This window comes from Rhizobium sp. CF080 (assembly GCF_000282095.2).
Taxonomy (GTDB): domain Bacteria; phylum Pseudomonadota; class Alphaproteobacteria; order Rhizobiales; family Rhizobiaceae; genus Neorhizobium.
Window position 1 is genome coordinate 228,198 of sequence record NZ_AKKC02000015.1, and the last position, 24,911, is coordinate 253,108.

The 24,911-nt window shown below is 60.9% G+C and carries 27 protein-coding genes; 19 read left to right on the forward strand and 8 right to left on the reverse strand.

The genetic code is table 11. From position 1 onward, the window contains the following. Window positions 1-2 precede the first annotated feature (2 nt). Both PMI07_RS28115 and PMI07_RS28120 read right to left on the reverse strand, forming a co-directional pair. Window positions 3-944, reverse strand: coding sequence for a MoxR family ATPase (locus tag PMI07_RS28115; protein ID WP_007772984.1), 942 nt, complete (start codon window positions 942-944; stop codon window positions 3-5). A gap of 24 nt (window positions 945-968) precedes the next feature. Continuing rightward, window positions 969-1,469 carry a flavin reductase gene (locus PMI07_RS28120; RefSeq protein ID WP_007772982.1) on the reverse strand — a complete coding sequence of 167 codons (501 nt, stop codon included), beginning with the start codon at window positions 1,467-1,469 and terminating at the stop codon, window positions 969-971. Window positions 1,470-1,643: 174 nt separating this feature from the next. Here PMI07_RS28120 and PMI07_RS28125 point away from each other — a divergent pair, with 174 nt between their 5' ends. From PMI07_RS28125 to PMI07_RS28150, 6 genes are all read left to right on the forward strand, one after another. After that, a complete protein-coding gene (locus PMI07_RS28125; protein WP_024164232.1) occupies window positions 1,644-2,717 on the forward strand; it encodes a branched-chain amino acid ABC transporter substrate-binding protein in 1,074 nt (357 codons plus the stop codon). 61 nt (window positions 2,718-2,778) lie between these two features. Then, entirely contained in the window at window positions 2,779-3,468 is a 690-nt protein-coding gene (gene rpe, locus PMI07_RS28130) for a ribulose-phosphate 3-epimerase (protein ID WP_024164233.1), read from the forward strand. Further along, a complete protein-coding gene (locus PMI07_RS28135) occupies window positions 3,465-4,202 on the forward strand; it encodes a DUF2259 domain-containing protein (RefSeq protein WP_007770050.1) in 738 nt (245 codons plus the stop codon). Before rpe ends, PMI07_RS28135 begins: the two co-directional genes overlap by 4 nt. An 85-nt stretch (window positions 4,203-4,287) precedes the next feature. After that, window positions 4,288-5,595, forward strand: coding sequence for an adenylosuccinate lyase (purB, locus tag PMI07_RS28140; RefSeq protein WP_007770051.1), 1,308 nt, complete (start codon window positions 4,288-4,290; stop codon window positions 5,593-5,595). Window positions 5,596-5,626: 31 nt separating this feature from the next. Beyond that, window positions 5,627-6,181 (forward strand): alpha/beta hydrolase, encoded by a 555-nt coding sequence (locus PMI07_RS28145; RefSeq protein WP_007770052.1) that lies wholly within the window; start codon window positions 5,627-5,629, stop codon window positions 6,179-6,181. A gap of 126 nt (window positions 6,182-6,307) precedes the next feature. Next, window positions 6,308-8,899, forward strand: coding sequence for an EAL domain-containing protein (locus PMI07_RS28150; RefSeq protein WP_007770058.1), 2,592 nt, complete (start codon window positions 6,308-6,310; stop codon window positions 8,897-8,899). Between the two features lie 76 nt (window positions 8,900-8,975). Here PMI07_RS28150 and PMI07_RS28155 read toward each other — a convergent pair whose 3' ends face one another. Next, window positions 8,976-9,290: a DUF1476 domain-containing protein gene (locus PMI07_RS28155; RefSeq protein WP_007770060.1), complete on the reverse strand. Its 315-nt coding sequence runs from the start codon at window positions 9,288-9,290 to the stop codon at window positions 8,976-8,978. Between the two features lie 39 nt (window positions 9,291-9,329). After that, window positions 9,330-9,713 (reverse strand): ATPase inhibitor subunit zeta, encoded by a 384-nt coding sequence (locus PMI07_RS33840; RefSeq protein WP_081760985.1) that lies wholly within the window; start codon window positions 9,711-9,713, stop codon window positions 9,330-9,332. Window positions 9,714-9,956: 243 nt separating this feature from the next. Between PMI07_RS33840 and purC the strand changes: the two genes are divergently transcribed. From purC to PMI07_RS28225, 13 genes are all read left to right on the forward strand, one after another. Further along, window positions 9,957-10,721 (forward strand): phosphoribosylaminoimidazolesuccinocarboxamide synthase, encoded by a 765-nt coding sequence (gene purC, locus PMI07_RS28165; RefSeq protein WP_007770061.1) that lies wholly within the window; start codon window positions 9,957-9,959, stop codon window positions 10,719-10,721. Window positions 10,722-10,737: 16 nt separating this feature from the next. Next, window positions 10,738-10,980, forward strand: coding sequence for a phosphoribosylformylglycinamidine synthase subunit PurS (gene purS / locus PMI07_RS28170; RefSeq protein WP_007770062.1), 243 nt, complete (start codon window positions 10,738-10,740; stop codon window positions 10,978-10,980). 17 nt (window positions 10,981-10,997) lie between these two features. Next, complete coding sequence (locus tag PMI07_RS28175) at window positions 10,998-11,204, forward strand: hypothetical protein (RefSeq protein ID WP_007770063.1); 207 nt, start codon at window positions 10,998-11,000, stop codon at window positions 11,202-11,204. Next, window positions 11,197-11,454 (forward strand): hypothetical protein, encoded by a 258-nt coding sequence (locus tag PMI07_RS28180; RefSeq protein WP_007770064.1) that lies wholly within the window; start codon window positions 11,197-11,199, stop codon window positions 11,452-11,454. Before PMI07_RS28175 ends, PMI07_RS28180 begins: the two co-directional genes overlap by 8 nt. After that, a complete protein-coding gene (gene purQ / locus PMI07_RS28185; RefSeq protein ID WP_007770074.1) occupies window positions 11,451-12,131 on the forward strand; it encodes a phosphoribosylformylglycinamidine synthase subunit PurQ in 681 nt (226 codons plus the stop codon). The genes PMI07_RS28180 and purQ overlap by 4 nt, the downstream gene beginning before the upstream one ends. Before the next feature lie 59 nt (window positions 12,132-12,190). Continuing rightward, window positions 12,191-12,589, forward strand: coding sequence for a hypothetical protein (locus PMI07_RS28190; protein WP_007770077.1), 399 nt, complete (start codon window positions 12,191-12,193; stop codon window positions 12,587-12,589). A gap of 221 nt (window positions 12,590-12,810) precedes the next feature. Then, window positions 12,811-13,365, forward strand: a complete 555-nt coding sequence (locus PMI07_RS28195; RefSeq protein ID WP_007770079.1) for an acyloxyacyl hydrolase — start codon at window positions 12,811-12,813, stop codon at window positions 13,363-13,365. Window positions 13,366-13,526: 161 nt separating this feature from the next. Continuing rightward, entirely contained in the window at window positions 13,527-15,734 is a 2,208-nt protein-coding gene (purL, locus tag PMI07_RS28200) for a phosphoribosylformylglycinamidine synthase subunit PurL (RefSeq protein ID WP_007770081.1), read from the forward strand. A 163-nt stretch (window positions 15,735-15,897) separates the two neighbouring features. After that, window positions 15,898-16,575, forward strand: coding sequence for a hypothetical protein (locus PMI07_RS28205; protein WP_037088558.1), 678 nt, complete (start codon window positions 15,898-15,900; stop codon window positions 16,573-16,575). Window positions 16,576-16,680: 105 nt separating this feature from the next. After that, window positions 16,681-16,917 carry a BolA family transcriptional regulator gene (locus PMI07_RS28210; protein WP_007770085.1) on the forward strand — a complete coding sequence of 79 codons (237 nt, stop codon included), beginning with the start codon at window positions 16,681-16,683 and terminating at the stop codon, window positions 16,915-16,917. A gap of 9 nt (window positions 16,918-16,926) precedes the next feature. Then, window positions 16,927-17,175 (forward strand): hypothetical protein, encoded by a 249-nt coding sequence (locus PMI07_RS28215; protein ID WP_007770087.1) that lies wholly within the window; start codon window positions 16,927-16,929, stop codon window positions 17,173-17,175. Between the two features lie 156 nt (window positions 17,176-17,331). Continuing rightward, entirely contained in the window at window positions 17,332-17,667 is a 336-nt protein-coding gene (grxD, locus tag PMI07_RS28220; RefSeq protein WP_007770088.1) for a Grx4 family monothiol glutaredoxin, read from the forward strand. A gap of 132 nt (window positions 17,668-17,799) precedes the next feature. Further along, on the forward strand, window positions 17,800-19,005 hold the full coding sequence (locus PMI07_RS28225; protein ID WP_037088675.1) for a multidrug effflux MFS transporter: 1,206 nt from the start codon (window positions 17,800-17,802) through the stop codon (window positions 19,003-19,005). Between the two features lie 60 nt (window positions 19,006-19,065). Here PMI07_RS28225 and PMI07_RS28230 read toward each other — a convergent pair whose 3' ends face one another. The 4 genes from PMI07_RS28230 to recA form a co-directional block, all read right to left on the reverse strand. Next, window positions 19,066-19,890 carry an inositol monophosphatase gene (locus PMI07_RS28230; protein ID WP_007770092.1) on the reverse strand — a complete coding sequence of 275 codons (825 nt, stop codon included), beginning with the start codon at window positions 19,888-19,890 and terminating at the stop codon, window positions 19,066-19,068. A 37-nt stretch (window positions 19,891-19,927) separates the two neighbouring features. Continuing rightward, the gene (gene ttcA, locus PMI07_RS28235) at window positions 19,928-20,794 is read right to left on the reverse strand and encodes a tRNA 2-thiocytidine(32) synthetase TtcA (RefSeq protein WP_007770094.1); all 867 of its coding nucleotides are present in this window, start codon (window positions 20,792-20,794) and stop codon (window positions 19,928-19,930) included. A 53-nt stretch (window positions 20,795-20,847) separates the two neighbouring features. Beyond that, window positions 20,848-23,508 (reverse strand): alanine--tRNA ligase, encoded by a 2,661-nt coding sequence (gene alaS / locus PMI07_RS28240; protein ID WP_007770096.1) that lies wholly within the window; start codon window positions 23,506-23,508, stop codon window positions 20,848-20,850. Window positions 23,509-23,690: 182 nt separating this feature from the next. Next, window positions 23,691-24,779: a recombinase RecA gene (gene recA, locus PMI07_RS28245; RefSeq protein ID WP_007770098.1), complete on the reverse strand. Its 1,089-nt coding sequence runs from the start codon at window positions 24,777-24,779 to the stop codon at window positions 23,691-23,693. Window positions 24,780-24,911 lie beyond the last annotated feature (132 nt).

Sequence of the window (24,911 nt, forward strand, 5' to 3'; positions counted from 1 at the left end):
CCCTACCCTGCCGCCAGAAGTTCGGCCTTCACCTCGGAAAGCACCCGTTCGCCCTCGCCGCCCTTGATGCGGGCGATATCGTCCTGATATTTCAAAAGCGTGCCCAGTGTATCGGCGATCGTTTCCGGATCGAGGGCGATCCGGTCGAGTTCGGTCAGCGCCGTCGCCCAGTCGATGGTTTCGGCGACGCCCGGATTCTTGAAGAGATCGACCGTCCTCAGCTTCTGCACATAGGCGACCACCTGCCGCGACAGGGTTTCCGAGCATTGCGGTACCTTGCGGCGGATGATCTCCAGTTCCTGTGCCGCATCCGGATAGTCAACCCAGTGATACAGGCAGCGCCGCTTCAGCGCGTCGTGGATCTCGCGGGTGCGGTTGGTGGTGATGATGACGATCGGCGGCTCCTCGGCCTTGATCGTGCCGAGCTCGGGGATCGTCACCTGGAAATCCGACAGCACTTCCAGCAGGAAGGCTTCGAAGGCCTCGTCGGTGCGGTCGAGTTCGTCGATCAAAAAGACCGGCGCCGGACCGCCCGGTTGGCCCAGCGCCTGCAGCACAGGCCGACGGATCAGGTGGCGTTCGGAAAACAGGTCCGCCTCGATGCGCGTTCGATCCTTGACCCCGGAGGCTTCCGAAAGCCGGATGTCCAGCATCTGGGCGGGATAATTCCATTCGTAGACGGCCGAGGAAATGTCGAGGCCTTCATAACACTGCAGCCGGATCAACGGCCGGTTCAGGCCCTTGGCCAGCGCCTTGGCGATCTCGGTCTTGCCGACGCCGGCTTCGCCTTCGAGGAAGAGTGGGCGTTTCATCTTCAGTGCCAGGAAAATCACCGTGCCAAGCGAGCGGCCGGCAAGATAATCCTCAGCGCCCAGAAGCGCGATCGTCTCGTCGATGGAGCTCGGGATGGAGGTGGAGGAACTGCCCGTTTTTCCTTGCGCCATAATGAGTCCCTTTCAAACGGCGTTCTATAATGTACGAAAGCCGCGGTCCAGATAGATGAGCGAGGGGTTCGCCTCGCCGAAATGCATGGCCTTCACTTCGCCGAACATAACAAAATGGGTCGAGACCCGCTTGATGTCGGTCAGCCGGCAGTCGAAACTGACGACGGCATCGGTCAGCACCGGAGCACCCGTCACCAGCGTCATCCAATTTCCAAGCGCAAAACGCTCGTCGACTGGCACGCCGCTCAACCCCGCAAAGCCCGTCGCCAGCGCCTGATGATGCGCCGCCAGCGAATTCAAAGCAAAGATGCCGCTCCTCTCGAAGATGGCATTGTTCACGTTGCTGCCGTTGAGACAGACGAGCACGGTCGGCGGATTGTCCGAGACCGAGCAGGCCGCCGTCACCGTCACACCGCGCCGCACGCCTTCGAATTCCGTCGTCACAACCTGGACATGTCCAGCATATCGTGCCATGCCGTTGCGGTAGTGGACGGGATCGAGAAGAGGCTGGTCCGTCAAAGGCATCTCTTGAAAGGCATCCGGCGGCTGATGTCAGTCCCGCATTACTCTTCGAGATATGGTGGCAAAGCCCCTCGATGTCTACCGGAGTTGCGGCTTTTTACGTCGACAAGCCGATTCTCTTTGACGGCTGCGATCAGAAAGCTAAATGTCACTTCGAAGAATAATCCCAGGGAAAACATGACAGCACGACGTTTCATCATCGCCGGACTGCTGGCTTTGTTTCTCGGATGCGGATCGGCATCGGCGGCAGTGATCGGCGTCGTGGCGCCCCGCTCCGGTCCATACGCACCGCTCGGCACCCAGGTCTTTCAAGGGGCGCGCGCGGCAGCGGAAGCGGCCGGCGACACCCTCATCGAGATCGACGAGGGCTGTGACGAGAACGGCGGCGCTGCCGTCGCCAAGGGCCTGACTGACGCGAAAGTATCTGCCGCTATCGGTTTCCTCTGCGTCGAGACGCTCTCCACCGCATTGCCGCAGCTGAAAGCCGCCCAGATCCCGGCCATTACCATCTCGGTACGCTCGAAGATCCTGATGGAAGATACGCTGCGCAACGGCTGGCCATTCTTCCGCATGGCGCCGGCCGAAGGCGACGAAGCGGAAAAACTGTCCGAAACCATCCTCAGCATCTGGAAGGCGGAACCGATCGCGCTGGTCGAGGACGGCACGATCTACGGTCGCGAGCTCGCAAGCGCAATCCGCCAACGTCTCGAGCCGATGGGCATCACGCCGATCTTCACCGATACGTTCCGGCCGGGCCAGGAACAGCAGGTAGCGCTGGTGCGCCGTCTCGCCAAGGCAGGCGCAAGCCATGTCTTCGTCGGCGGCGACCGCAACGACATGGCGGTCATCGCCCGCGACGGAGCGTCCGAAAACATTCCCCTGATCTTGCTCGGCGGTGATAACCTGCGTGCTGCCAACCGTCCGGTGCCCTTGCGCGACGGCGTCCTGGCCGTTGCGCTCCCGGACTATGCTACCCTGCCCTCCGCGGCCCCCGCCGTCGCGGCCCTGCGCGCGAAAAATATCGACGCGGACGGCTACATGCTGCCTGCCTATGCCGCCGCCGAACTGGTTCACCAGGCGGTGACGACGGCAGCGGGCCAGCCCTTGGTCCCAACGATCGGCAGCCGCTCCTTCAATACCGTGATCGGCCCGATCGCCTTCGATCGCGGTCATGAACTGAAGGACAACCCGTTCCATCTGCTCGAATGGCGGGGATCCACGTTCATCCTGTCGCGTCCGGCGACCGACTGACGATTGTTCCGCCCACGCTGCAATGTTAGAGGGACCGCCGACAACCGGAGATTTTCGACCCATGACACTGGCCACCCCCCTGCCGATCCGCATCGCCCCCTCCATTCTCGCCGCCGATTTCTCGAAGCTCGGCCAGGAAGTTCGCGACGCGGTCGAAGCGGGAGCGGAATGGGTCCATCTCGACGTGATGGACGGGCATTTCGTGCCGAACATCTCGTTCGGGCCTGACGTCATCAGGTCGCTGCGGCCGTACACCACGGCCTTCTTCGACTGCCACCTGATGATCTCGCCGGCCGATCCGTATCTGGAAGCCTTCGCCAAGGCGGGTTGCGACGGCATCACCGTACATGTCGAAGCCGGGCCGCACCTGCACCGCTCGCTTCAGACGATCCGCTCGCTCGGCAAGAAGGTCGGCGTCACGCTCAACCCGGCAACGCCGCTTTCAACCATCGAAAACGTGCTCGATGAGATCGACCTGATCCTGATCATGAGCGTCAATCCCGGCTTCGGCGGCCAGAAGTTCATCCCGGCGATGATGGACAAGATCCGCGCTGCCAAGGCGTTGATCGGCAGCCGGCCGATCGAACTGGAAGTCGACGGCGGCATTACCGCCGAGACGATCGGCGCGGCGACCGCCGCCGGCGCCAATGTCTTCGTTGCCGGATCTGCGGTTTACAAAGGCGATGGAATCGCGGCCTATCGTGAGAATATCGCGCGGCTGAAAGCTGCGGCGGAGGACGGACGCAGATGATATCACGCTTGCGATCTTCGGTTCCTGCATTTGCGGCAATGCTGTTTGCCGGCTCCACATCCGCTGCCGATATCGCAAGCGTCCGCTCCATCGGCTTTTCCGCCGACGGCGCCGTTTTCGCCTTCGAGGAATACGGCATCCAGGACGGGTCCGGTTTCCCCTATGCCAATATCTATGCGCTCGACCTCAACAAGGACACCTATCTGCCCGGAACGCCTTTCCGGGTCCGGCTGGAAGAGGACGGGGCGACGATCGCCAAGGCCCGCTGGCAGGTCCACAATGATGCGGATGTGCTGGTCGAAGCCCATGAGCTCCCCAATCATCCGGGTGAACTCGTCGCCTTCAACCCGATCACCGAGATCGGTAACGATCCCCACCAGCTCCGCTATCGCAGCGTGCCGGCCGTGCCGCCCGTCGGAGAAGCCAACACGCTCGTCCTCGACGAGGTCCCTCAGCCGCTCGACCCGCAATGCGAGGGCATGGTCGAGAAGACGGTCTCTTTCCGCCTTCGCTTTACCGAACGGAACGGAAAACCCGTCAACGACGTGGTTCACGAAGACCAGCGCATTCCGGCATCACGCGGCTGCGTCACCGGCTACCGGCTGGCCGGCGTCGTCACCGGCTCGTCGCTCGAAGGCGCTCCGGTCGAAGTTGCGTTGGTCATGGTCCTCAGTGCTGGTTTCGAGGGCCAGAACGGACGCTGGATCGCCGTTCCGATCAAGACGGCGCCCTGATCCCGTTTAGGCGCCTCAAAAACTTGAGCTTCGCCGCGCTTCTTGCTACAGCGCAGCCGACACTCGTGAAGGAAACGACAAGCCCATGATCCCCCGTTACTCGCGACCGGAAATGGTCGCCATCTGGTCGCCCGAAACAAAGTTCCGCATCTGGTTCGAAATCGAGGCCCATGCCTGCGATGCGCTTGCGGCCATCGGCGTGATCCCGAAATCGGCAGCGGAGACGATCTGGGCCAAAGGCGGCAGTGCCACCTTCGACGTTGCGCGTATCGACGAGATCGAGGCCGTCACCAAGCATGACGTCATCGCTTTTCTAACCCATCTTGCCGAATTCGTCGGTCCGGACAGCCGCTTCATCCATCAGGGCATGACGTCCTCCGACGTGCTCGACACCTGCTTCAGCGTCCAGCTGGTGCGCGCCACCGACCTTCTGCTTGCCGATATCGACAAGCTGCTGGAAGCGCTGAAGCGCCGCGCTTTCGAGCACAAGGACACGGTCACGATCGGCCGCAGCCATGGCATCCATGCGGAGCCGACCACGTTCGGCGTCAAGCTCGCCCAGGCCTATGCGGAATTCGACCGCAACAAGACCCGCCTGCTGGAAGCCCGCGACGAGATCGCCACCTGCGCGATTTCCGGCGCCGTCGGCACCTTTGCCAATATCGATCCGCGCGTAGAGGAACATGTCGCCGCAGCGCTCGGCCTGAAGCCGGAGCCGGTCTCGACCCAGGTCATCCCGCGCGACCGCCACGCCATGTATTTCGCGATCCTCGGCGTCATCGCCTCGTCGATCGAACGCCTGGCGATCGAGGTACGCCACCTGCAGCGCACCGAAGTGCTCGAAGCGGAAGAATATTTCTCCCCGGGCCAGAAGGGCTCGTCGGCAATGCCGCACAAGCGCAACCCGGTGCTGACCGAAAACCTGACCGGTCTTGCCCGCATGGTGCGCTCCTACGCACTGCCGGCCATGGAAAACGTGGCGCTCTGGCATGAGCGGGACATTTCGCACTCCTCCGTGGAGCGCATGATCGGCCCGGACGCGACTGTGACGCTCGATTTCGCCCTGGCGCGCATGACCAGCGTCATCGACAAGCTGCTCGTCTACCCTGAGAACATGATGAAGAATATGAATAAGTTCCGCGGACTTGTTCACTCGCAGCGGGTGCTGCTTGCCCTTACGCAAGCCGGCACCTCCCGCGAGGACGCCTATCGCCTCGTGCAGCGCAACGCCATGAAGGTCTGGGAAGAAGGCAAGGATTTCCTCGATGAACTGCTTGCGGATCAGGAAGTCCGTGCCGCACTTTCCGAAGAGGACCTGCGCGAGAAATTCGACCTCGGCTATCACACCAAGCACGTGGACACGATCTTCCGCCGGGTTTTCGGCGAGGCTTGATCTTGACCCTCGGCGAACACAGATAGGCGCCATGAAGGCATCCGAAGCAGATATATTGATCGTCCCCGGCTACACCAATTCCGGGCCGCATCACTGGCAGACCCGTTGGGAGCAGAAGCTCACAACGGCCCGCCGGGTCGAACAGGACGAATGGTCGAAACCGGTGCGGGAGGACTGGATCGCCCGCGTCGCCGAAGAGGTGAACCGTGCGACACGGCCCGTGGTTCTCGTCGCCCATTCGCTCGGCATCCCGGCCGTCATCCATGCCGTTCCGCTGTTCACGAAACCGGTTGCCGGCGCCTTTTTCGTTGCTCCGCCGGAGGTGGACAATCCGTCCATCCGGCCCAAGCACCTCCTGACCTTCGGCCCCTACCCGCGCGATCCGCTGCCCTTCCCGTCGCTGACGGTCGCGAGCCGCAACGATCCGTTCGGCTCTTATGAACACGCGGACGACATTACGGCCGCCTGGGGGTCGGTGCTAGTCGATGCCGGGGAAGCAGGCCACATCAACGCAGAATCCGGACACGGCCCCTGGCCGGAAGGAACGATGGTTTTTGCCCAGTTCCTCAGTCGCCTGAAGCCTTGAAAACACGACAGAATTGGCGTCGTCCCATAATTTCCGGGTGCGTCAATTCGAATGGCAATTTTAAGCTGGATTTAATTGACACTTGCTAAAGTGCCAGCTCGTTTTGTTGCGAGCCAGGCTGTGCCGATGCCGTCAAGTGTTCTCTCACGCCCTTTGGACTCCGGCCCAGGAGACGAGATCGGCGTTCTTGAGACGGTGTTCCAGGCAGCTCCCTTCCCGATTGCCATCATCGACCATGCCGCTGCGCTATTGTTCGCGAATGATACATTCAAACGCGAATGGATTGGCGAAAGCCAGCAACCGGCAGACTTATCGATCCTCCTGCATCCCGATGACAAAGCCAGATTCCATCAGGCGATCGAAGGCCTGGACGTTGATTCCCCTGCGGAACGCCTGGAGCTGCGCGTCATGGGCCCGACCGGCTCGCAGCGATGGGCACTGGCCACTTTCGCGCCGCTCGGCAAGAATCTCAAAGGCCAGTTTCTGTTTGCGGTCCACCTGACCGACGTCACCGATCAAAGACGCCAGGTCGAAGATCTTGCCGAACGTGAAAGTCGCTGGGACAACGCGCTGGTCAGCTCCGTTTCAGGCGTCTGGGACCACAACTATGCAACCGGCCAGAAATATTACTCGCCGGTGTGGCGGCAGATCCGCGGAATGTCGCCGGAAGATCCGCTGGCGGCCAGTACAGAGGAATGGCTGAAGCTTGTGCATCCGGATGACCATGACCGCGTCATCCACGCCATCGCGCGGCAGAATGCCGGCGACCCGGCCTATGCCGTCTTCGACTATCGCGAACGCCACAAGCAGGGGCACTGGATCTGGATCGAATGCCGGGGCGCCTGCGTCGAATGGGACGCGAACGGCAAGGCGACCCGTGTCGTCGGCACGGACACGGATATCACCGCACGCAAGGCGGCGGAAGAAAAGACTGCGCAGATGTCACGGCGGCTCGACATGGCCCTCGAAATATCCGGCATCGGCGTTTACGAATCCGACTTCTCCACCGGAGAAGTCGACTGGGACGAACGCATGTTCCGGATCTATGGGCTGGAAAAGGGCGAGGAAGTGAAGATCGGCGGGCTCTGGGAGAGCTTCCTGCACCCGGATGATGCCGCACGTGTTCAAGCAAACGTTCTTGCCAATATCGAGGAGGGCAAACGCTTCTCGGACGAATACCGCGTGGTCCTGCGGGACGGCTCAGAACGCGTCGTGCGCACCTGCACCATGTCCTTCATCGACGGTAACGGCCACAAAAAAATGGTTGGCGCCAACTGGGACGTCACGGCCGACGTGACGCTTCACCGCGAACTCGAACGGGCAAAGACCCTTGCCGAGGCGCGCAATCGCGAACTCGAGGCCGCCCGCAGTAGCATCGAGCACAATGCGATGCACGACTACCTGACCGATCTTCCAAACCGGCGTTACCTGGACGAGATGCTGGACCGCGTGGGCGCGGAATGTGCCCGCGACAGACACGGCATCGCGATCCTCCATATCGACCTCGACCGCTTCAAGCAGATCAATGACACGCTCGGCCACAGTGCCGGCGACATGATGCTGAAACATGCGGCGAAAGTCCTCAAAGGCACGATCCGCAAGGGCGATTTCGTCGCCCGTATCGGCGGCGACGAATTCGTCATCCTGTCCAAATTCGAGGGTTCGCCCCGCAAGCTTTCCCATCTGGCCGACCGGATCATCAGGGAACTGCGCAAGCCGGTGTCCTACGAGGGCCACGACTGCCGTTTTGGCGCCAGCATCGGCATTGCCTGCCATACGGGAGCGGAGGTCGATGCACGCCAACTCCTCCTGAATGCCGATATCGCGCTCTACCGGGCCAAGAATCGCGGCCGCAACCGGCATGAATTCTTTTCCGCCGACACCCAGAACGAAATCATCAGCACCAAGCGTATATCGGACGAGATCCTTCTTGCTCTCGAGCGCGACGAATTCATCCCGTTTTATCAGCTGCAGTTCGATGCAGCGACGCTGGAGATCGCCGGCGTGGAAACGCTGGCAAGATGGATGCATCCGGAGCGTGGTATCCTGTCTCCCGACAAGTTCCTCGAAATGGCCGAGGACCTCGACGTCGTCTCGGTGATCGACGGGATGATTCTCGACAAGGCGCTTGCCGATTTCCGCGATTGGCGCGCCCATGGCCTTTCGATCCCGAAGCTCTCGGTCAACGTTTCCTACCGTCGGCTGCACGACGCCTCGCTATCGCGCAAGCTCCAGAAACTCAAGATCGAGCCGGGCACGGTATCCTTCGAGCTCCTGGAATCGATCTTCCTCGACAATTGCGACGACGATGTCCTGAAGAACCTGGCGCGAATCAGGAAGCTCGGCATCGCGATCGAGATCGACGATTTCGGCACCGGCCATGCCTCGATCATCAGCCTCCTGCGGCTCAATCCGCGTGCGCTGAAGATCGATCGCGAACTCGTCCGCCTCGTCTCCCAATCGCACAAGCAGCGCAAGATGGTCGGATCGATCATCGAGATCGGCAAATCGCTGAATATCGAGGTCGTTGCGGAAGGCGTCGAGACCACCGAACAGATCCGCATCCTGCGCGACCTTGGCTGCGACATTCTGCAGGGTTATGCACTCGCAAGGCCGATGCCGCGCACTGCGATTCCGGACTTCATACTTTCAGGCCGCTGGCGCCCCGGAGAAAGCCCACAGCCCGACAGCCGCAAGCGGCACCCCATCGGCAGCTGAGAATCCGAATTTATATACAGAAAGAAAAGCCGCGCCCGGTTGGACGCAGCTTTCATGTCTGCTGATGAAATGCAGCTTACTGGTTCTCGATCTGATCGATTGCCTGAGCCAGAAGCTCCACCATCTTGGTGCGGATATCCTGATCGGAGATGGAGATGCCGGCGGCATCGAGATCGCTGCGCAGCTTGCGGAACACATCCCCGTCGCCCGCTTCCTCGAAGTCGGCAACGACGACTTCCTTTGCGTAAGCATCGGCATCCGCCTTGCCCAGCAGGCCGGCCGCCCAGAGGCCGATGAGCTTGTTGCGGCGGGCGAGCGCCTTGAACTTCAACTCCTGGTCCAGGGCAAACTTGTTTTCAAAGGCTTTTTCGCGATCGCTGAGGCCACTCATCTCGGGTCTCCCAAAGTGAACTTATATGGGACCCCATAATCAAAAGACGAGGCAAGCGCAATCGGCGGGACGTCGATTCCGGCTCTGACGGAAGCGGAATCCTGGCGGGCAATTGACGAATGCGAGTTCCATCGCGGCAAAGCCTCGGCGCCGGGCTGATCGCGCCCGCCTCTTTGTTGAGGCGTCGGCACCGGCGGCGTCGAAATCATGACGCAATTTGGTGGCTATCTCATGTGAAGCCTTGCCCTCGAGGGTGGAAAACACCAGATCCTGTGCATAGGCGCCTGCCTCGGCAACGCCGAGCAGCGATGTGGCCCCCAGGCCCATCAGCCTGATGCGACGGGATTCCGCGTGGAACTGCAAACTCTCATCATAGGCACATCTGTTTTCCAGGGCTTCGGTCCAGCCACGAAGAGCGTAGATATCATGGTTCCCTGCTTTTCCCTGTTTATTAGGGCTCTTTGGGTCGAAACATCCGAATTGCTAGCGCAAGACCTTTGAAAATACGTGTAATCTGAAGCTCAATGATTCCTCATTGCGCTTCGTTAGTCCCTCGCCCACAAAGGTTTTGGAGGCCCGCATTGTGAAACCTGATCTTTTCCGATAAGGGACCGCTCAAACATCATCCATTGCGTCCGCAAGGGCGCCAACAACGAGACAAGAATCATGAACCGTCGCCGCCGTATCTACGAAGGCAAGGCCAAGATCCTCTATGAAGGTCCGGAGCCCGGCACGCTGATCCAGTTCTTCAAGGACGACGCCACCGCCTTCAACAAGAAGAAACATGACGTCATCGACGGCAAGGGCGTCCTCAACAACCGAATCTCGGAATACCTCTTCACCCATCTGAACAAGATCGGCATCCCGACGCATTTCATCCGCCGGCTGAACATGCGCGAGCAGCTGATCAAGGAAGTGGAGATGATTCCGCTTGAGATCGTGGTGCGCAACGTTGCCGCCGGATCGCTCTCCACCCGCCTCGGCATCGAGGAAGGCATGGTCCTGCCGCGCTCGATCATCGAGTTCTACTACAAGTCCGATGCGCTCGCCGACCCGATGGTCTCCGAGGAACACATCACCGCTTTCGGCTGGGCAAATCCCGCCGAACTCGACGACATCATGGCGCTCGCCATCCGCGTCAACGACTTCCTCTCGGGGCTCTTCCTCGGGGTCGGCATCCAGCTCGTCGACTTCAAGATCGAATGCGGCCGCCTGTTCGAAGGCGACATGATGCGCATCATCCTTGCCGACGAGATCTCGCCGGACAGCTGCCGCCTCTGGGACATCGAGACCCGCGAAAAAATGGACAAGGACCGTTTCCGGCGCGATCTCGGCGGGCTCGTTGAAGCCTATTCGGAAGTCGCGCGGCGTCTCGGCATCATCAATGAAAACGAACCGATCCGCGGGACCGGGCCGGTTCTCGTCAAGTAATCTGGGGGTTGGATCAGTGATCAAGGCACGCGTGACGGTCACGCTCAAGAACGGCGTTCTCGATCCGCAGGGCAAAGCCATCGAAGGCGCGCTCGGCAGTCTCGGTTTTTCCGGCGTAGGCCATGTCCGCCAGGGCAAGGTCTTCGACCTCGAACTCGAGGGCACCGACAAGGCGAAGGCCGAGGCGGACCTGAAAGCCATGTGCGAGAAGCTGTTGGCAAACACTGTAATTGAGAATTATACTATCGCTCTCGACTGAAGGTTGCGGAGCGTGTGATGGCTGAAGTCACTAATGAAATGCTCTATGACGAAATGCTGAAGCTCGACGAGCGCAGTAAGCAGACGCTGGCGGCGCTGGAGGATTTGGTCCTGTTCATGAAGGACACGAACCGGGAACTGGCCGAAGGCCAGGCAAAAACGGATGCCTTGAAGAAGAGGTTGTTCGGCGACCGCTTCGATCGAAATGGAGTCGTTCTTGGCTGAGCTTTCGCACGAGTTGATTCAGGAGCTTTTGCGGCGCCTGCATCAGCGAGCGGACAAGTCCGATACGGCCATTCGCGATCTGCGGAATGAAATGAATTCGATGCGCTTGGTTGTCCATGCGCATCAGAGCGACATCAATAATCTCTACACTATGTTGCATCAGTTGGATGTGCGGTTGGAGAGAATCGAAAACCGCCTCGAATTGCGCGAGCTCGCCGAGGCCCAGGCAAGGTTTGAAGCGCACCCATGAAATCCGCCGTCGTTCAGCTTCCCGGTCTCAATCGCGATCGCGACATGATCGCCGCCCTCACCAAGATTTCCGGAAAGGCGCCGATCACCGTCTGGCAGACAGAGACCGACATCCCGGATGATGTCGACCTGATCGTCATCCCGGGCGGCTTTTCCTATGGCGATTATCTGCGTTGCGGGGCGATCGCGGCCCGCATGCCGGTCATGCAGGCGATCCGGGACAAGGCTGACAAGGGCGTCAAGGTGCTCGGCGTCTGCAACGGTTTCCAGATCCTCGTCGAAGCCGGCATGCTGCCTGGCGCCCTAATGCGCAATTCCTCGCTGAAATTCGTCTGCAAGGAAGTGAAGCTCGAAGTGGTCAATGCCGACACGGATTTCACCCGGGCCTATGAAAAGGGCCAGGTGCTCCGCTGCCCGGTCGCTCATCACGACGGCAATTATTTCGTCGATGCAGAGACGCTGTCCGGCATGGAAGATCGCGGCGAGATCGTCTTCCGTTATGCCGAAGGCACCAACCCGAACGGCTCGCTGAACGATATCGCAGGCGTGATGAACAGCCGCGGCAACGTGCTTGGCATGATGCCGCATCCGGAAAACCTGATCGAGGCCGCCCATGGCGGCAATGACGGGCGCGGGATTTTCGCCTCGGCGCTCGATGTGATTGCCGCGACCGCCTGAACCATCTGCTTTTCCGCATCGATCATATGGAACGATCGAAACCACGTCAGGACGTTTTGATGCCGTTCTCCTATCGCCTGCCCGCTGCACTTTCCCTCGTCGTCCTCGGTGCAGCGCTATCCGCCTGCCAGTCCGAGCGTCCGGCGGCGGTGACGGCGAACCGTGCGGCGCTGCCGACCATGGAACGCGTGGCGATCGCCGCCAATAGCTGCTGGTTCAAATCGGGCGATGCCGCCTTCAAGCCCTATCGGCTGGCACCGGAACTCAATTCCTTCTCCGGCCGGCCGCGCATTCTCGCGGTGCCGCGCCACAGCCCCGAGTCGCGCCCGATGCTGGTCGTCCAGGCGGAGGGCAACCCCGCCCGTCTCGATGCTTTCGGTCCGATGATGAGCGGCCCGGACGGAGAGCGGATCAAGCGCGACGTCCTGCGCTGGGCTGGCGGCGCGACGGGCTGCTGATATTAACCATCTGTATTTACGCGTTAATATGCAATCTGTTGCACGCCTGCACCGGCTTGTCCAAATCGTCACATTTTTTAGCCACAAGTGATAACACAGTGTGAACGGCGCTGGACGGCTTCAGGGTGCCATTGTACCACTTCAGTCTTGAAGAGTGGGCGAGCGTACCGAGTGCGAATCGCACCGGCTGCCAGCATGGCGGCGCTTATGAGGGCGGTGGAATGAACAAGACCTTTTTCGCATCGGCAATCGGAGCTGTCATCCTGGCTTCGGGCATCTCGTCCTCGGCATTTGCCCAGGAGCATCTGTTCGATGAAGTGCGAATCGGCGTTTCCGGTTCGATCCAGAGCAACAGGACCTTCGAGAAGGGCGCATTCCCGTCCGCGACCGTTTTCTTCGACCCCTTCGACCAGCGCCATGCCCAGAGTTTCATGGATCACATGCTGCGTCCGCGCGTCCATGTCGGCGCGATCGTGTCGACGGCAGGCGAAGCGAGCCAGGTCTTTGCCGGCTTCACTTGGACTGCGCCGATCACCGACCGCATCTTCGTCGATCTCGGCTTCGGCGGCGCATTCAACAACGGCAATCTCGACAAGCCGAACGACGGCCCGAAGGTCGGCTGCCATGCGCTTTTCCATGAGTCGCTCGGCCTCGGTTACAACATCACCAACAACTGGCGTGTTCTGGCGACCGTCGAGCACTCCTCGAACGCTGATCTCTGCGACCACAATGACGGCCTTTCCTACGCAGGCATCGCGGTCGGCTACAAGTTCTGATCCAGCCCAGAGTATTTTCTGACAGAAGCGCCGGGTTTCCGGCGCTTTTTGTTTTCCGGCCTCCACGCAGCACCGTTGCACGGCAGCATTTTCCTGTCGCGCGCCGCCGCCACATAGGTTAAAGAGCGGCCTTGTCAGGGCTATCCAATCCAGAGAAGATCATGACCATTCCGAACCGCATCGCGATCACTCCCGAACTCGTCGCCTCGCATGGCCTGAAGCCTGACGAATATCAGCGGATTCTCGATCTGATCGGCCGCGAACCGACCTTCACGGAACTCGGCATCTTCTCGGCCATGTGGAACGAGCACTGCTCCTACAAGTCCTCCAAGAAATGGTTGCGCACGCTGCCGACCAAGGGACCGCGAGTCATCCAGGGTCCTGGAGAAAATGCCGGCGTGGTCGATATCGACGACGGCGATTGCGTCGTCTTCAAGATGGAGAGCCACAACCACCCCTCCTATATCGAGCCCTATCAGGGTGCGGCGACGGGTGTCGGCGGCATCCTGCGCGACGTCTTCACCATGGGCGCCCGGCCGATCGCAGCGATGAATGCGCTGCGCTTCGGCGCACCGGATCATCCGAAGACCAAGCATCTGGTGTCTGGCGTCGTTGCCGGCGTCGGCGGTTACGGCAATTCCTTCGGCGTGCCGACGGTCGGCGGCGAAGTGGAGTTCGATCCGCGCTACAACGGCAACATCCTGGTCAATGCCTTTGCGGCCGGGCTTGCCAAATCCAATGCGATCTTCCTGTCCGAAGCGAAGGGCGTTGGCCTGCCCGTCGTCTATCTCGGCGCCAAGACCGGCCGTGACGGCGTCGGCGGGGCGACGATGGCATCTGCCGAATTCGACGAGTCCATCGAAGAGAAACGCCCAACCGTTCAGGTCGGCGACCCCTTCACCGAAAAGTGCCTGCTGGAAGCCTGCCTCGAACTGATGGCAACCGGCGCGGTCATCGCCATTCAGGACATGGGTGCCGCCGGCCTCACCTGTTCGGCCGTCGAAATGGGCGCCAAGGGCGACCTCGGCATCGAGCTTGACCTAGACAAGGTGCCGGTGCGTGAAGACCGGATGACGGCCTATGAGATGATGCTGTCGGAAAGCCAGGAGCGCATGCTCATGGTGCTGCAGCCGGAAAAGGAAGACCAGGCCAAGGCGATCTTCGTCAAGTGGGGCCTCGATTTCGCGATCGTCGGCAAGACGACCGACGACCTGCGCTTCCGCGTCCTGCATCAGGGCGAGGAAGTCGCCAACCTGCCGATCAAGGATCTCGGCGACCAGGCGCCGGAATACGATCGGCCGTGGGTTCAGTCGAATGTTCGCGCACCCCTGCCCGCCTCGCAGGTCGCGGCACCAACTGACTATAACCAGGCATTGTTGAAGCTCATCGGTTCGGCCAACCAGTCCAGCCGCCGCTGGGTCTGGGAGCAGTATGACACGCTGATCCAGGGCAATTCGCTGCAGCGCCCGGGCGGCGATGCCGGCGTCGTGCGCATCGAAACCCATCCGACCAAGGCCCTCGCCTTCTCTTCCGACGTGACGCCGCGTTATGTCGAGGCCGATCCGTTCGAAGGCGGCAAGCAGGCCGTCGCCGAATGCTGGCGCAATATCGTCGCAACCGGCGCAGAGCCGCTCGCCGCCACCGACAACCTGAATTTCGGTAATCCGGAAAAGCCGGAAATCATGGGCCAGCTCGTCGGCGCCATCAAGGGCATCGGCGAGGCCTGCAAGGCGCTGGATTTCCCGATCGTTTCCGGCAACGTCTCGCTCTACAACGAGACCAATGGTGTCGCGATCCTGCCGACCCCGACGATTGCCGGCGTCGGACTGCTGCCCGACTGGCAGAAGATGGCGAAGATCGGCTCGGCGAACGACGGCGACAAGCTGATCATGATCGGGACAGACGGCAGCCATCTCGGCTCGTCGGTCTACCTGCGCGACATTCTCGACACGATCGACGGTCCGCCGCCGGAGGTCGACCTGAAGGCCGAACGCCGCAACGGCGATTTCGTCCGTTCGCTCATCCGCAATGGCCAGGTAACCGCCTGCCACGACATTTCCTCGGGCGGCCTTGCGATCACGCTTGCCGAAATGGCGATGGCCTCGTCCAAGGGTATGAAGGTCAGCCTCAAGGAACAGCGCGGCCCTGCCCATGCGTTGCTGTTCGGCGAAGACCAGGCCCGCTACGTGATCGCGGTACCGGCCGATCTGGCCAATTTCGTGCAGGCGAATGCCGAAGGCGCAGGGGTACCGTTCCGCACGCTCGGCACGGTCGCAGGCGACAGCCTCGTGGTCGATGACCTCATCAACCTTGCGGTCTTGCAGCTCACGGAAGCGCACGAAAGCTGGTTCCCGGCCTTCATGGCCTGATATACCCCGGCCCAAACACACCGGCGCGATTCGCCGCGGTCCAGGAATCGCGGTTTATCTGCACGCGTGAACAAACGTGAAGCGCAAGGGATTGATGGACTCGGGCTCTCCGGGTAAGCATCGCTGTTTTTCTGACATAGGAAGTAAGCGCACAAAAATGCTTATGCCGATTTTGACCTGGTTGAGGTCATCGGGCCCGACCTGGCGCTACAGGCGCATCTGGCTCGATGCACTGATCATCACCCTTTGCCTGAACGTTCTGGCCTGGATGATTTTTTCGAAGATGGGGATGACCACCCACGACATCTTCGATGAGGATGGCCCCATCGAAGACCTTCAGTCTGCATCGCTCGCCATCACCGCCCTCTTTGCCGTGATGGCGGCCTTGGGGACGAGGATATTGGCACGTTTCGTCGCAGTTACGACGGCCTGCATCTCCGTCATCTTCTTCATGCGCGAGATGCCAGTATGCCGTGGAAGTATGACAGTTTATTGTGTGTCGAAGACATGGCTGCCGATTATTATCGGCGCTGCCGTTCTCGTGCTGCTGATTGCGACCATCGTGTTCGAATACCGTCATAGAGGCGGCATCCTGCGCGCCATTCATCCGCGCCTTTCCTGGCCGCTGGGCTTGGTTGCCGCCGTTCTCGCCTGCAGCCAACTCGCCGAGCATTTCGATATCGTCGTGATGGAGGAAAGTTTCGAGTCCTACGGCTTCATGATCCTGACACTGAGTTCCATCTGGCTCTTTCGCTTCTCCCGGACCCAGCATCTTCCACCGCTTCTGACTCGAGCCAAGGCCAGCCTCTACAAGGTGAAGCACGTATTCTTGCACCATTGAGGCGGAGCCGCTCGATCCCGCTTTGACCGGAGAGCAGCTTTGAGGCAGTGTATCCTGACAAAAGGTTCCGCGGTTGAGTCCGCGGAGAAGAAAAGGGATGACATCATGGCTATGAGACCCGGTGAAATCGAAGACCTGATCAAGGCCGGCATTCCCGGTGCCAAGGTCACCATCCGGGATCTTGCCGGCGACGGCGACCACTATGCCGCCGAAGTGGTGGCGGAAGCTTTCCGGGGGAAGAGCCGCGTCCAGCAGCACCAGATGGTCTACGAGGCTCTGAAGGGGAATATGGGCGGCGTTCTGCATGCGCTGGCATTGCAGACCTCGGCTCCGGCGGAGTGACATGATCCGATGCCCGACCTGATCAAGGAGATCGTCACCGGCCTCGTCGAAACTGCCATGAAAGAGCTTCTCGGCAAGTCGCATGGCCGCACACCCGCAAAACGCAAGAAGCGGCAGACCCGATCCGCCACCTCCGGGCGTTTCGTCAAGAAGAGCTCGCGCACGAAGGCCTCAAGCAACCGCGCGGCGAAGCCGGCGAGGAAGCAGGTGAGCCGCCGGCGCACGACGGCAAGTCGCAGCAAGCAGCGCAGCCGCTGACCGAACCATTGCCCGGCTTGAGTAAAAACAGCGGCCACGCGACTCAATAAGCGCGTCCCGGCGGACTATTCCGCTGGAATTCCCAATGCCACATTGCTATTTAAGGGAAATGACGCAGCGCAGCGGCCCTTGAAACCGCATGTGAAAGGATAGGACATGAGCGGAATTACCGATTTTATCGCCAACGAAGTGAAGACCAACGACGTGGTTCTCTTCATGAAGGGCACCCCGCAGTTCCCGCAATGTGGTTTCTCGGGCCAGGTCGTGCAGATCCTCGATTATCTCGGCCTCGACTACAAGGGTGTCAACGTTCTCGCCGACGCCGAAATTCGCCAGGGGATCAAGGACTATTCCAACTGGCCGACCATTCCACAGCTTTACGTCAAGGGCGAGTTCATCGGCGGTTGCGATATCGTCCGCGAGATGTTCCAGTCCGGCGAGCTGCAGACTCACCTGCAGGAACAGGGAATCAGCGTCCGCGGCGCGGCGTAGGATTTTCCGGGCCAAGGTCCGGGACATTGTCAGAAATATTTTCAAGGCGCCGCTCCCAACGGCGCCTTTCACGTTGTTTAGGAAACTGCTGTGACAAATCCTTCACAAACGGCCCCGGACCGCCTGCGCGGCATGGGTCGGGTCGAATTCATTGCAATGATGGCGATGTTGATGGCCATCAATTCGCTCGCCATCGACATCATGCTCCCCGGCCTTCAGGAGATCGGCGCTTCGCTCGGCGTCGTCAACGAGAACCACCGGCAATATGTCGTTTCGGCCTATCTCTTCGGTCTCGGCGCAGCGCAGGTCGTCTATGGATCGATCTCCGACCGTTTTGGTCGCCGAAACCCGATGATCTTCGGCCTCGGCCTCTATTTCGTCTGTGCGGTCGGTGCTGTCATCGCGCCGTCATTCGGGGCGCTGCTGATCCTTCGCTTCATCCAAGGCGCCGGAGCGGCCGCAACACGGGTGATCTCCATCTCGATCGTGCGCGACGTATACGGTGGTCGCGCCATGGCGGAAGTGATGTCGCTGATCATGATGGTCTTCATGGTCGTGCCGGTCATTGCGCCTGCCACCGGCCAGGTCATCATGCTGTTCGGGAATTGGCATCTGATCTTCGTGTTCATGGCGATCGCATCGCTCTGCGTCGGCTTCTGGATGTATTCGCGCCTGCCGGAAACACTCGATCCGGCCGATGTGCGCCCGTTCACCGTTTCCTCGATTCTGCGCGCCTTCCAGATCGTTCTGACCAATCGCCTTGCCCTCTGTTACACGATTGCCAGCACGTTCATTTTCGGCGCCATGTTCGGCTTCATCAACTCGGCCCAACAGATTTATGTCGGCATCTACGACGTCGGCGTCTGGTTTCCGCTGGTCTTCGCCTGCGTGGCGGTGTTCATGTCTGCGGCATCCTTCCTGAACGCCCGGTTTGTCGGGCGTTTCGGCATGCGACGCCTTTCGCACGGCTCGCTCCTTGGCTTTATCGGCATCACATTCGTTTGGATGCTCGTGCAGATCTTCGGGCCTCAACCCATGCCGCTCGTCATCTTCATCGTATTTTTCGGGCTCTCCATGTTCCAGTTCGGCTGGATCGGCTCGAACTTCAATTCGCTCGCCATGGAGCCGCTCGGCCATGTCGCTGGAACCGCGTCCGCCGTGCTCGGCTTCATGAGCACAGTCGGCGGAGCGCTGATCGGCGTCGCAATCGGCCAGTCCTTCAACGGCACGGCGCTGCCGCTGGTCGTGGGCTTCTTCACGGTCTCGATCATCGGGCTGATCTTCGTTCTGATCGGCGAGAAGGGAAAACTCTTCCAGCCGCAAAATCCAAAGATCTGAGGCATTTCATCCAAGAAAAAGGCCGGAGCGATCCGGCCTTTCTTTTTGACGGCCGTCATTTCAGTGGCCGATGATCTCGTTGCGCAGCAGTTGCCAGCTGTCCTTGTCGGTCGCGAGCAGCAGGCCGCCATCGACATGGTGCGGCATATAGGGGGAACCGTCGAAGCGCGCGACGTAACCGCCCGCCTCCGTGCCGATCAGCGTGCCGGCCAGATGGTCCCAGGGCATCAGCTTGTTGTAGAGCACGAACTGCACATGGCCGCCGGCAAACGTGCGGTATTCGTGGGCAGAGCAGCGATAGTTGGCGAAGAAGCGAACCTTGGCGAGATTGCCGAGGATCCGCTCGCGCTCGCCGCCGAAGAAGTATCCGGGCGATGCCATGCCGATCATGGCTTCGATCGGCCGGGTTTCGGCGACCGCAAGGCGGATCGCTTCGCCGTCCGGACGCCGCAGGAACGCGCCGGCGCCCCTTTCCGCCATGACCCAGTCGTCACCCATCGGATCATAGATGATGCCGGCAACCGTCTCGCCCTTCCAGACGACGGAGGCCATGACGCCGAAGGCCGGGATGCCCGAGGCAAAGTTGAACGTGCCATCGACCGGATCGACGACCACCGCGAATTCCGCGTCCGCGAGCCTGGCGAGCAATGACGGATCGGCCGCGACCGATTCCTCGCCAACAAAAAGCGCACCGGGTGCAAAGGCTTCCAGTTCGCGGCGGATCATCCGCTCGGCTGCCTCGTCGGCTTCCGTCACCAGGTCGGCCGGCTCGCTCTTGGAGCGCACGTCACCGCTGCCAAGCCGCCGGAAACGCGGCAGGATTTCCGCCTTGGCGGCAAGGCGCAGAAGATCGGCAAGCTTCGTGATGTCGAGCGGCAGGGTCATGACAATCGTCTCTTTGGGGGCTTGGGTCGGGAGGAATTCAGAGGCTTTGAGCGGCCTGAAGGCCGGAGAAATCGAAGAGTTTCGGATCGAGCAGGTGCGACGGGTTCACATGCGCGAGCGCGCGCAGCATCGTGTCCTTGCGGCCCGGCATGCGGGCCTCGATATCCGCGAGCATCGCCTTCATGGAATTGCGCTGCAGGCCATCCTGAGAGCCGCAGAGATCGCAGGGGATGATCGGGAACTGCATGGCGGCCGCGAACTTCGCCAGATCGTCCTCGGCGCAATAGGCGAGCGGCCTCAGCACCATCATGTCGCCTTCGTCGTTCAGCAGCTTTGCCGGCATGCCAGCGAGCCTTCCGCCATGGAAGAAATTCATGAAGAAGGTTTCGAGGATGTCTTCACGATGATGGCCAAGCACCAGCGCATCGCAGCCTTCTTCGCGGGCGATCCGGTAAAGATTGCCGCGCCGCAGCCTTGAACAGAGCGAACAATAGGTGGCGCCTTCCGGCACCTTTTCCTTCACGATCGAATAGGTGTCGCGATATTCGATGCGGTGTTTCACGCCGATCGAGGTCAGGTAGTCCGGCAGCACGTGCTTGGGGAAATTCGGCTGGCCCTGGTCGAGATTACAGGCCAGGAGTTCGACTGGCAGCAGGCCGCGCCATTGCAGATCGAGCAGCACGGAGAGCAGCGAATAGGAATCCTTGCCCCCGGAGAGACCGATCAGCCAACGCTTCTGGCCATTGAGCATGCCAAAATCTTCGAAGGCCTGACGCACCTGCCGCAGCAGACGTTTGCGCAACTTGTTGAACGAGACGGAACTCGGCGCATCCCGAAAGAGCGCCGGCACGAGGTCGTTTTCGACCCCATCCAGCTCGTCGTCGATCTTGGCCATCACGCCCATTGGTTTTCCTTTGAAACCGAAAAGCGGGCAATGCCCGCTTCTGGTGTTTGTCGTCAGGCGCCGAGAACGGCTGCCACCGCGTCGAGCGCTTCACTGGCCTTGGCGCCATCGGGGCCACCGGCCTGGGCCATGTCCGGACGGCCGCCGCCGCCCTTGCCGCCGAGCGCCACCGATGCGATGCGGACCAGATCCACGGCGCTGAAGCGGCCGGTGAGATCCGGCGTGACCGCAACCACGGCGCTCGCCTTACCGTCTTCCGAAACGCCGATCAGGGTGACGACGCCGGAGCCGAGGCTCGCCTTGCCTTCGTCCGCCAGACCCTTGAGGTCCTTGGCATCGATGCCGGTCAGCGCCTTGCCCATGAACTTGACGCCGCCTATCTCCCTGACATCGCTGGTCGAACCGCCCTGCCCGCCGCCCATGGCAAGCCGGCGCTTGGCATCCGCCAGTTCCTTTTCGAGCTTGCGGCGCTCGTCAAGCAGTGCCTCGACGCGCGAAACCACCTCTGCCGGCTGCACCTTCAAGGCGCCTGCGAGCGTCTTCACGCGATCGTCCTGCTCAGCAAGGTAGAGACGTGCGGCTTCGCCGGTCACGGCTTCGACACGTCGAACGCCGGCGCCGACGGCGCTTTCGCCGAGGACGCGGACAAGGCCGATATCACCGGTGGCATTGACATGCGTGCCGCCGCAGAGTTCGATCGAATAAGGCTTGCCGGCCTTCGGGCCTTCGACTGCCTTGCCCATCGCAACGACGCGGACTTCATCGCCGTATTTTTCGCCGAACAGCGCCATGGCGCCTTCCGCGATAGCATCGTCGACGCTCATCAGGCGCGTCGTCACCGGAGCATTCTGCAGGATGATGGCGTTTGCCATGTCCTCGACCTTCTGCAACTCCTCCGCCGACATCGGCTTCGGGTGTGAGACGTCGAAGCGCAGACGCTCTGGCGCCACCAGCGAACCTTTCTGGGCGACATGGGTGCCGAGCACTTCGCGCAGCGCCTCGTGCAGGAGATGGGTTGCCGAATGGTTGGAGCGCAGGCGCGAACGACGGGCATGATCGACCGTCAGCGCCACCGCATCGCCAACCTTCAACGTGCCCTCGGCGACAGTCGCGATGTGGACGAACAGGCCCTCACCCTTCTTCTGGGCATCTGCGACATCGAGCTTGGCGTTGTCCGTCGAGATCACGCCGGTATCGCCCATCTGGCCACCGGATTCGCCATAGAACGGCGTCTGGTTCACGACGACCTGCACCTGCTCGCCGGCCGACGCGCTGTCGACCGCCTTGCCGTCACGGACGATCGCCTGCACAACGCCTTCGGCCGTTTCCGTGTCATAACCGAGGAACTCGGTGGCGCCGTGCTTTTCCTTGAGCTCGAACCAGATCGTCTCAGTGGCCTTGTCGCCGGAGCCGGCCCAATGGGAGCGGGCTTCGGCCTTCTGGCGCTCCATGGCGTCCGTGAAGCCTGAAATATCGACGCCGATCTCGCGGGCGCGCAAGGCATCCTGGGTCAGGTCGAGCGGGAAGCCGTAGGTGTCGTAGAGCTTGAAGGCGGTCTCGCCGTCCAGCATGTCGCCCTTGTGAAGCGTACCGGTCGCATCCGAGAGCAGCGAAAGACCGCGCTCCAGCGTCTTGCGGAAGCGATTTTCCTCAAGCTTCAACGTTTCCGAAATCAGCGATTCGGCGCGCACCAGTTCCGGATAGGCGCGGCCCATCTGCTGGATAAGGGCCGGCAGCAGCTTCCAGAGCAGCGGATCGCGGGCGCCGAGCAGCTGGGCGTGGCGCATGGCGCGGCGCATGATGCGGCGGAGCACGTAACCGCGCCCCTCGTTCGATGGCAGCACGCCGTCCGCGATCAAGAAGGCCGATGAACGCAAGTGGTCGGCGATGACACGATGGCTGCCACGATGTTCGCCTTCTGCCTTGACGCCGGTCGCCTCTTCAGAGGCCGAGATCAGTGCCCGGAACAGGTCAATATCGTAATTGTCGTGCTGGCCCTGCAGGACGGCAGCGACACGCTCCAGACCCATGCCGGTGTCGATCGACGGGCGCGGCAGGTCGATCCGCTCTTCCTTCGTCACCTGCTCATACTGCATGAAGACGAGGTTCCAGATCTCGATGAACCGGTCGCCATCCTCTTCCGGCGAACCGGGAGGTCCGCCCCAGATATGATCGCCATGGTCATAGAAGATTTCCGAGCACGGACCGCAGGGACCGGTATCGCCCATCGCCCAGAAATTGTCGCTGGTCGGGATGCGGATGATCCTGTCGTCCGAGAGACCGGCAATCTTCTTCCAGAGGCCGAAGGCCTCGTCGTCGGTATGATAGACCGTTACCAGCAGACGCTTGGCGTCGAGGCCGAACTCCTTGGTGATCAGGTTCCAGGCGAGTTCGATCGCGCGTTCCTTGAAATAGTCGCCGAAGGAGAAGTTGCCGAGCATTTCGAAGAAGGTGTGGTGACGGGCGGTATAACCGACATTGTCGAGGTCATTGTGCTTGCCGCCCGCGCGAACGCATTTCTGCGCCGTCGTCGCCGTCGAATAGGGCCGTTTTTCAAGGCCGGTGAACACGTTCTTGAACTGCACCATGCCGGCATTGGTGAACATCAGCGTCGGATCGTTGCGCGGCACCAGCGGACTGGAGGAGACGACCTCGTGTCCGTTCTTTCGGAAATAGTCGAGGAAGGTCGACCGGATTTCATTCACGCCGCTCATGCTACGCCCTTTTTACCGCCGGATGCGGTCCTATTTTTCGAAAACCAAAGGCTTGTATCGCCCACGCCCACAACTGTCCAGCCGCCCACCGTCGAACCAAACGAGAAACCGGCCGCTCATCTTTCGATGGCGACCGGCTGATTGGAAGCGGTCGGAGAAAACCCCGCGTGCCGCGAAATGACCTACATCTCGGTGGCCGTGTCGCTGTCGTCGGCATCCGGACCGCCATTCTGCAGGAAGCGGTCGGCAATGAGGCCGGCATTCTGGCGGAGCGACGTTTCGATCTCGCGGGCAAGTTCGGGATTATCACGCAGGAAAATCTTGGCGTTCTCACGGCCCTGGCCGAGACGCTGGCTGTTATAGGAGAACCAGGCACCGGATTTCTCGACGATGCCGGCCTTGACGCCGAGATCAATCAGTTCGCCGGTCTTGGACACGCCTTCGCCATACATGATGTCGAATTCGACCTGCTTGAAGGGAGGCGCCATCTTGTTCTTGACGACCTTGACGCGAGTCTGGTTGCCGACCACTTCCTCGCGCTCCTTGACCTGGCCGATGCGGCGGATGTCGAGGCGAACCGAGGCGTAGAATTTCAGGGCGTTGCCGCCGGTGGTGGTTTCCGGAGAACCGAACATCACGCCGATCTTCATGCGGATCTGGTTGATGAAGATCACCATCGTATTCGACTTCGAGATCGAAGCCGTCAGCTTGCGCAGCGCCTGGCTCATCAGACGCGCCTGCAGGCCCGGCAGGCTGTCGCCCATTTCGCCTTCGATTTCGGCACGCGGCGTCAGTGCGGCGACCGAGTCGACGACGAGGACGTCGACGGCACCGGAACGGACCAGCGTATCGGTGATTTCGAGCGCCTGTTCGCCGGTATCCGGCTGCGAGATCAGGAGATTCTGGAGATCGACGCCGAGCTTGCGGGCATAGACCGGGTCGAGCGCGTGTTCCGCGTCGACGAAGGCGCAGATGCCGCCCTTCTTCTGGGCTTCGGCAATCGTCTGCAGCGCAAGCGTCGTCTTGCCCGAGCTTTCCGGACCGTAGATTTCAACGATACGGCCCTTCGGCAGGCCGCCGATGCCGAGCGCGATATCGAGGCTGAGAGAGCCGGTGGAAACCGTCTCGATCTCGACAATGTTCTCGTTCGAACCGAGCTTCATGATCGATCCCTTACCGAAGGACCGTTCAATCTGCGACAATGCTGCTTCCAGCGCCTTGCTCTTGTCCACGCCTTTATCCTCTACGAGCCGCAAACTATTCTGTGCCATCTGGTCCCACCTTTAGGTTATTGCCGCCGCGCAAGCAATGAAGCAGCCGATAAAGGTGATGTACCTATTTTGTTCTCATTTGGCAAGTGCCAGACAAGAGATTGACTCGAAATAGGTATTTCGATTTCGTTC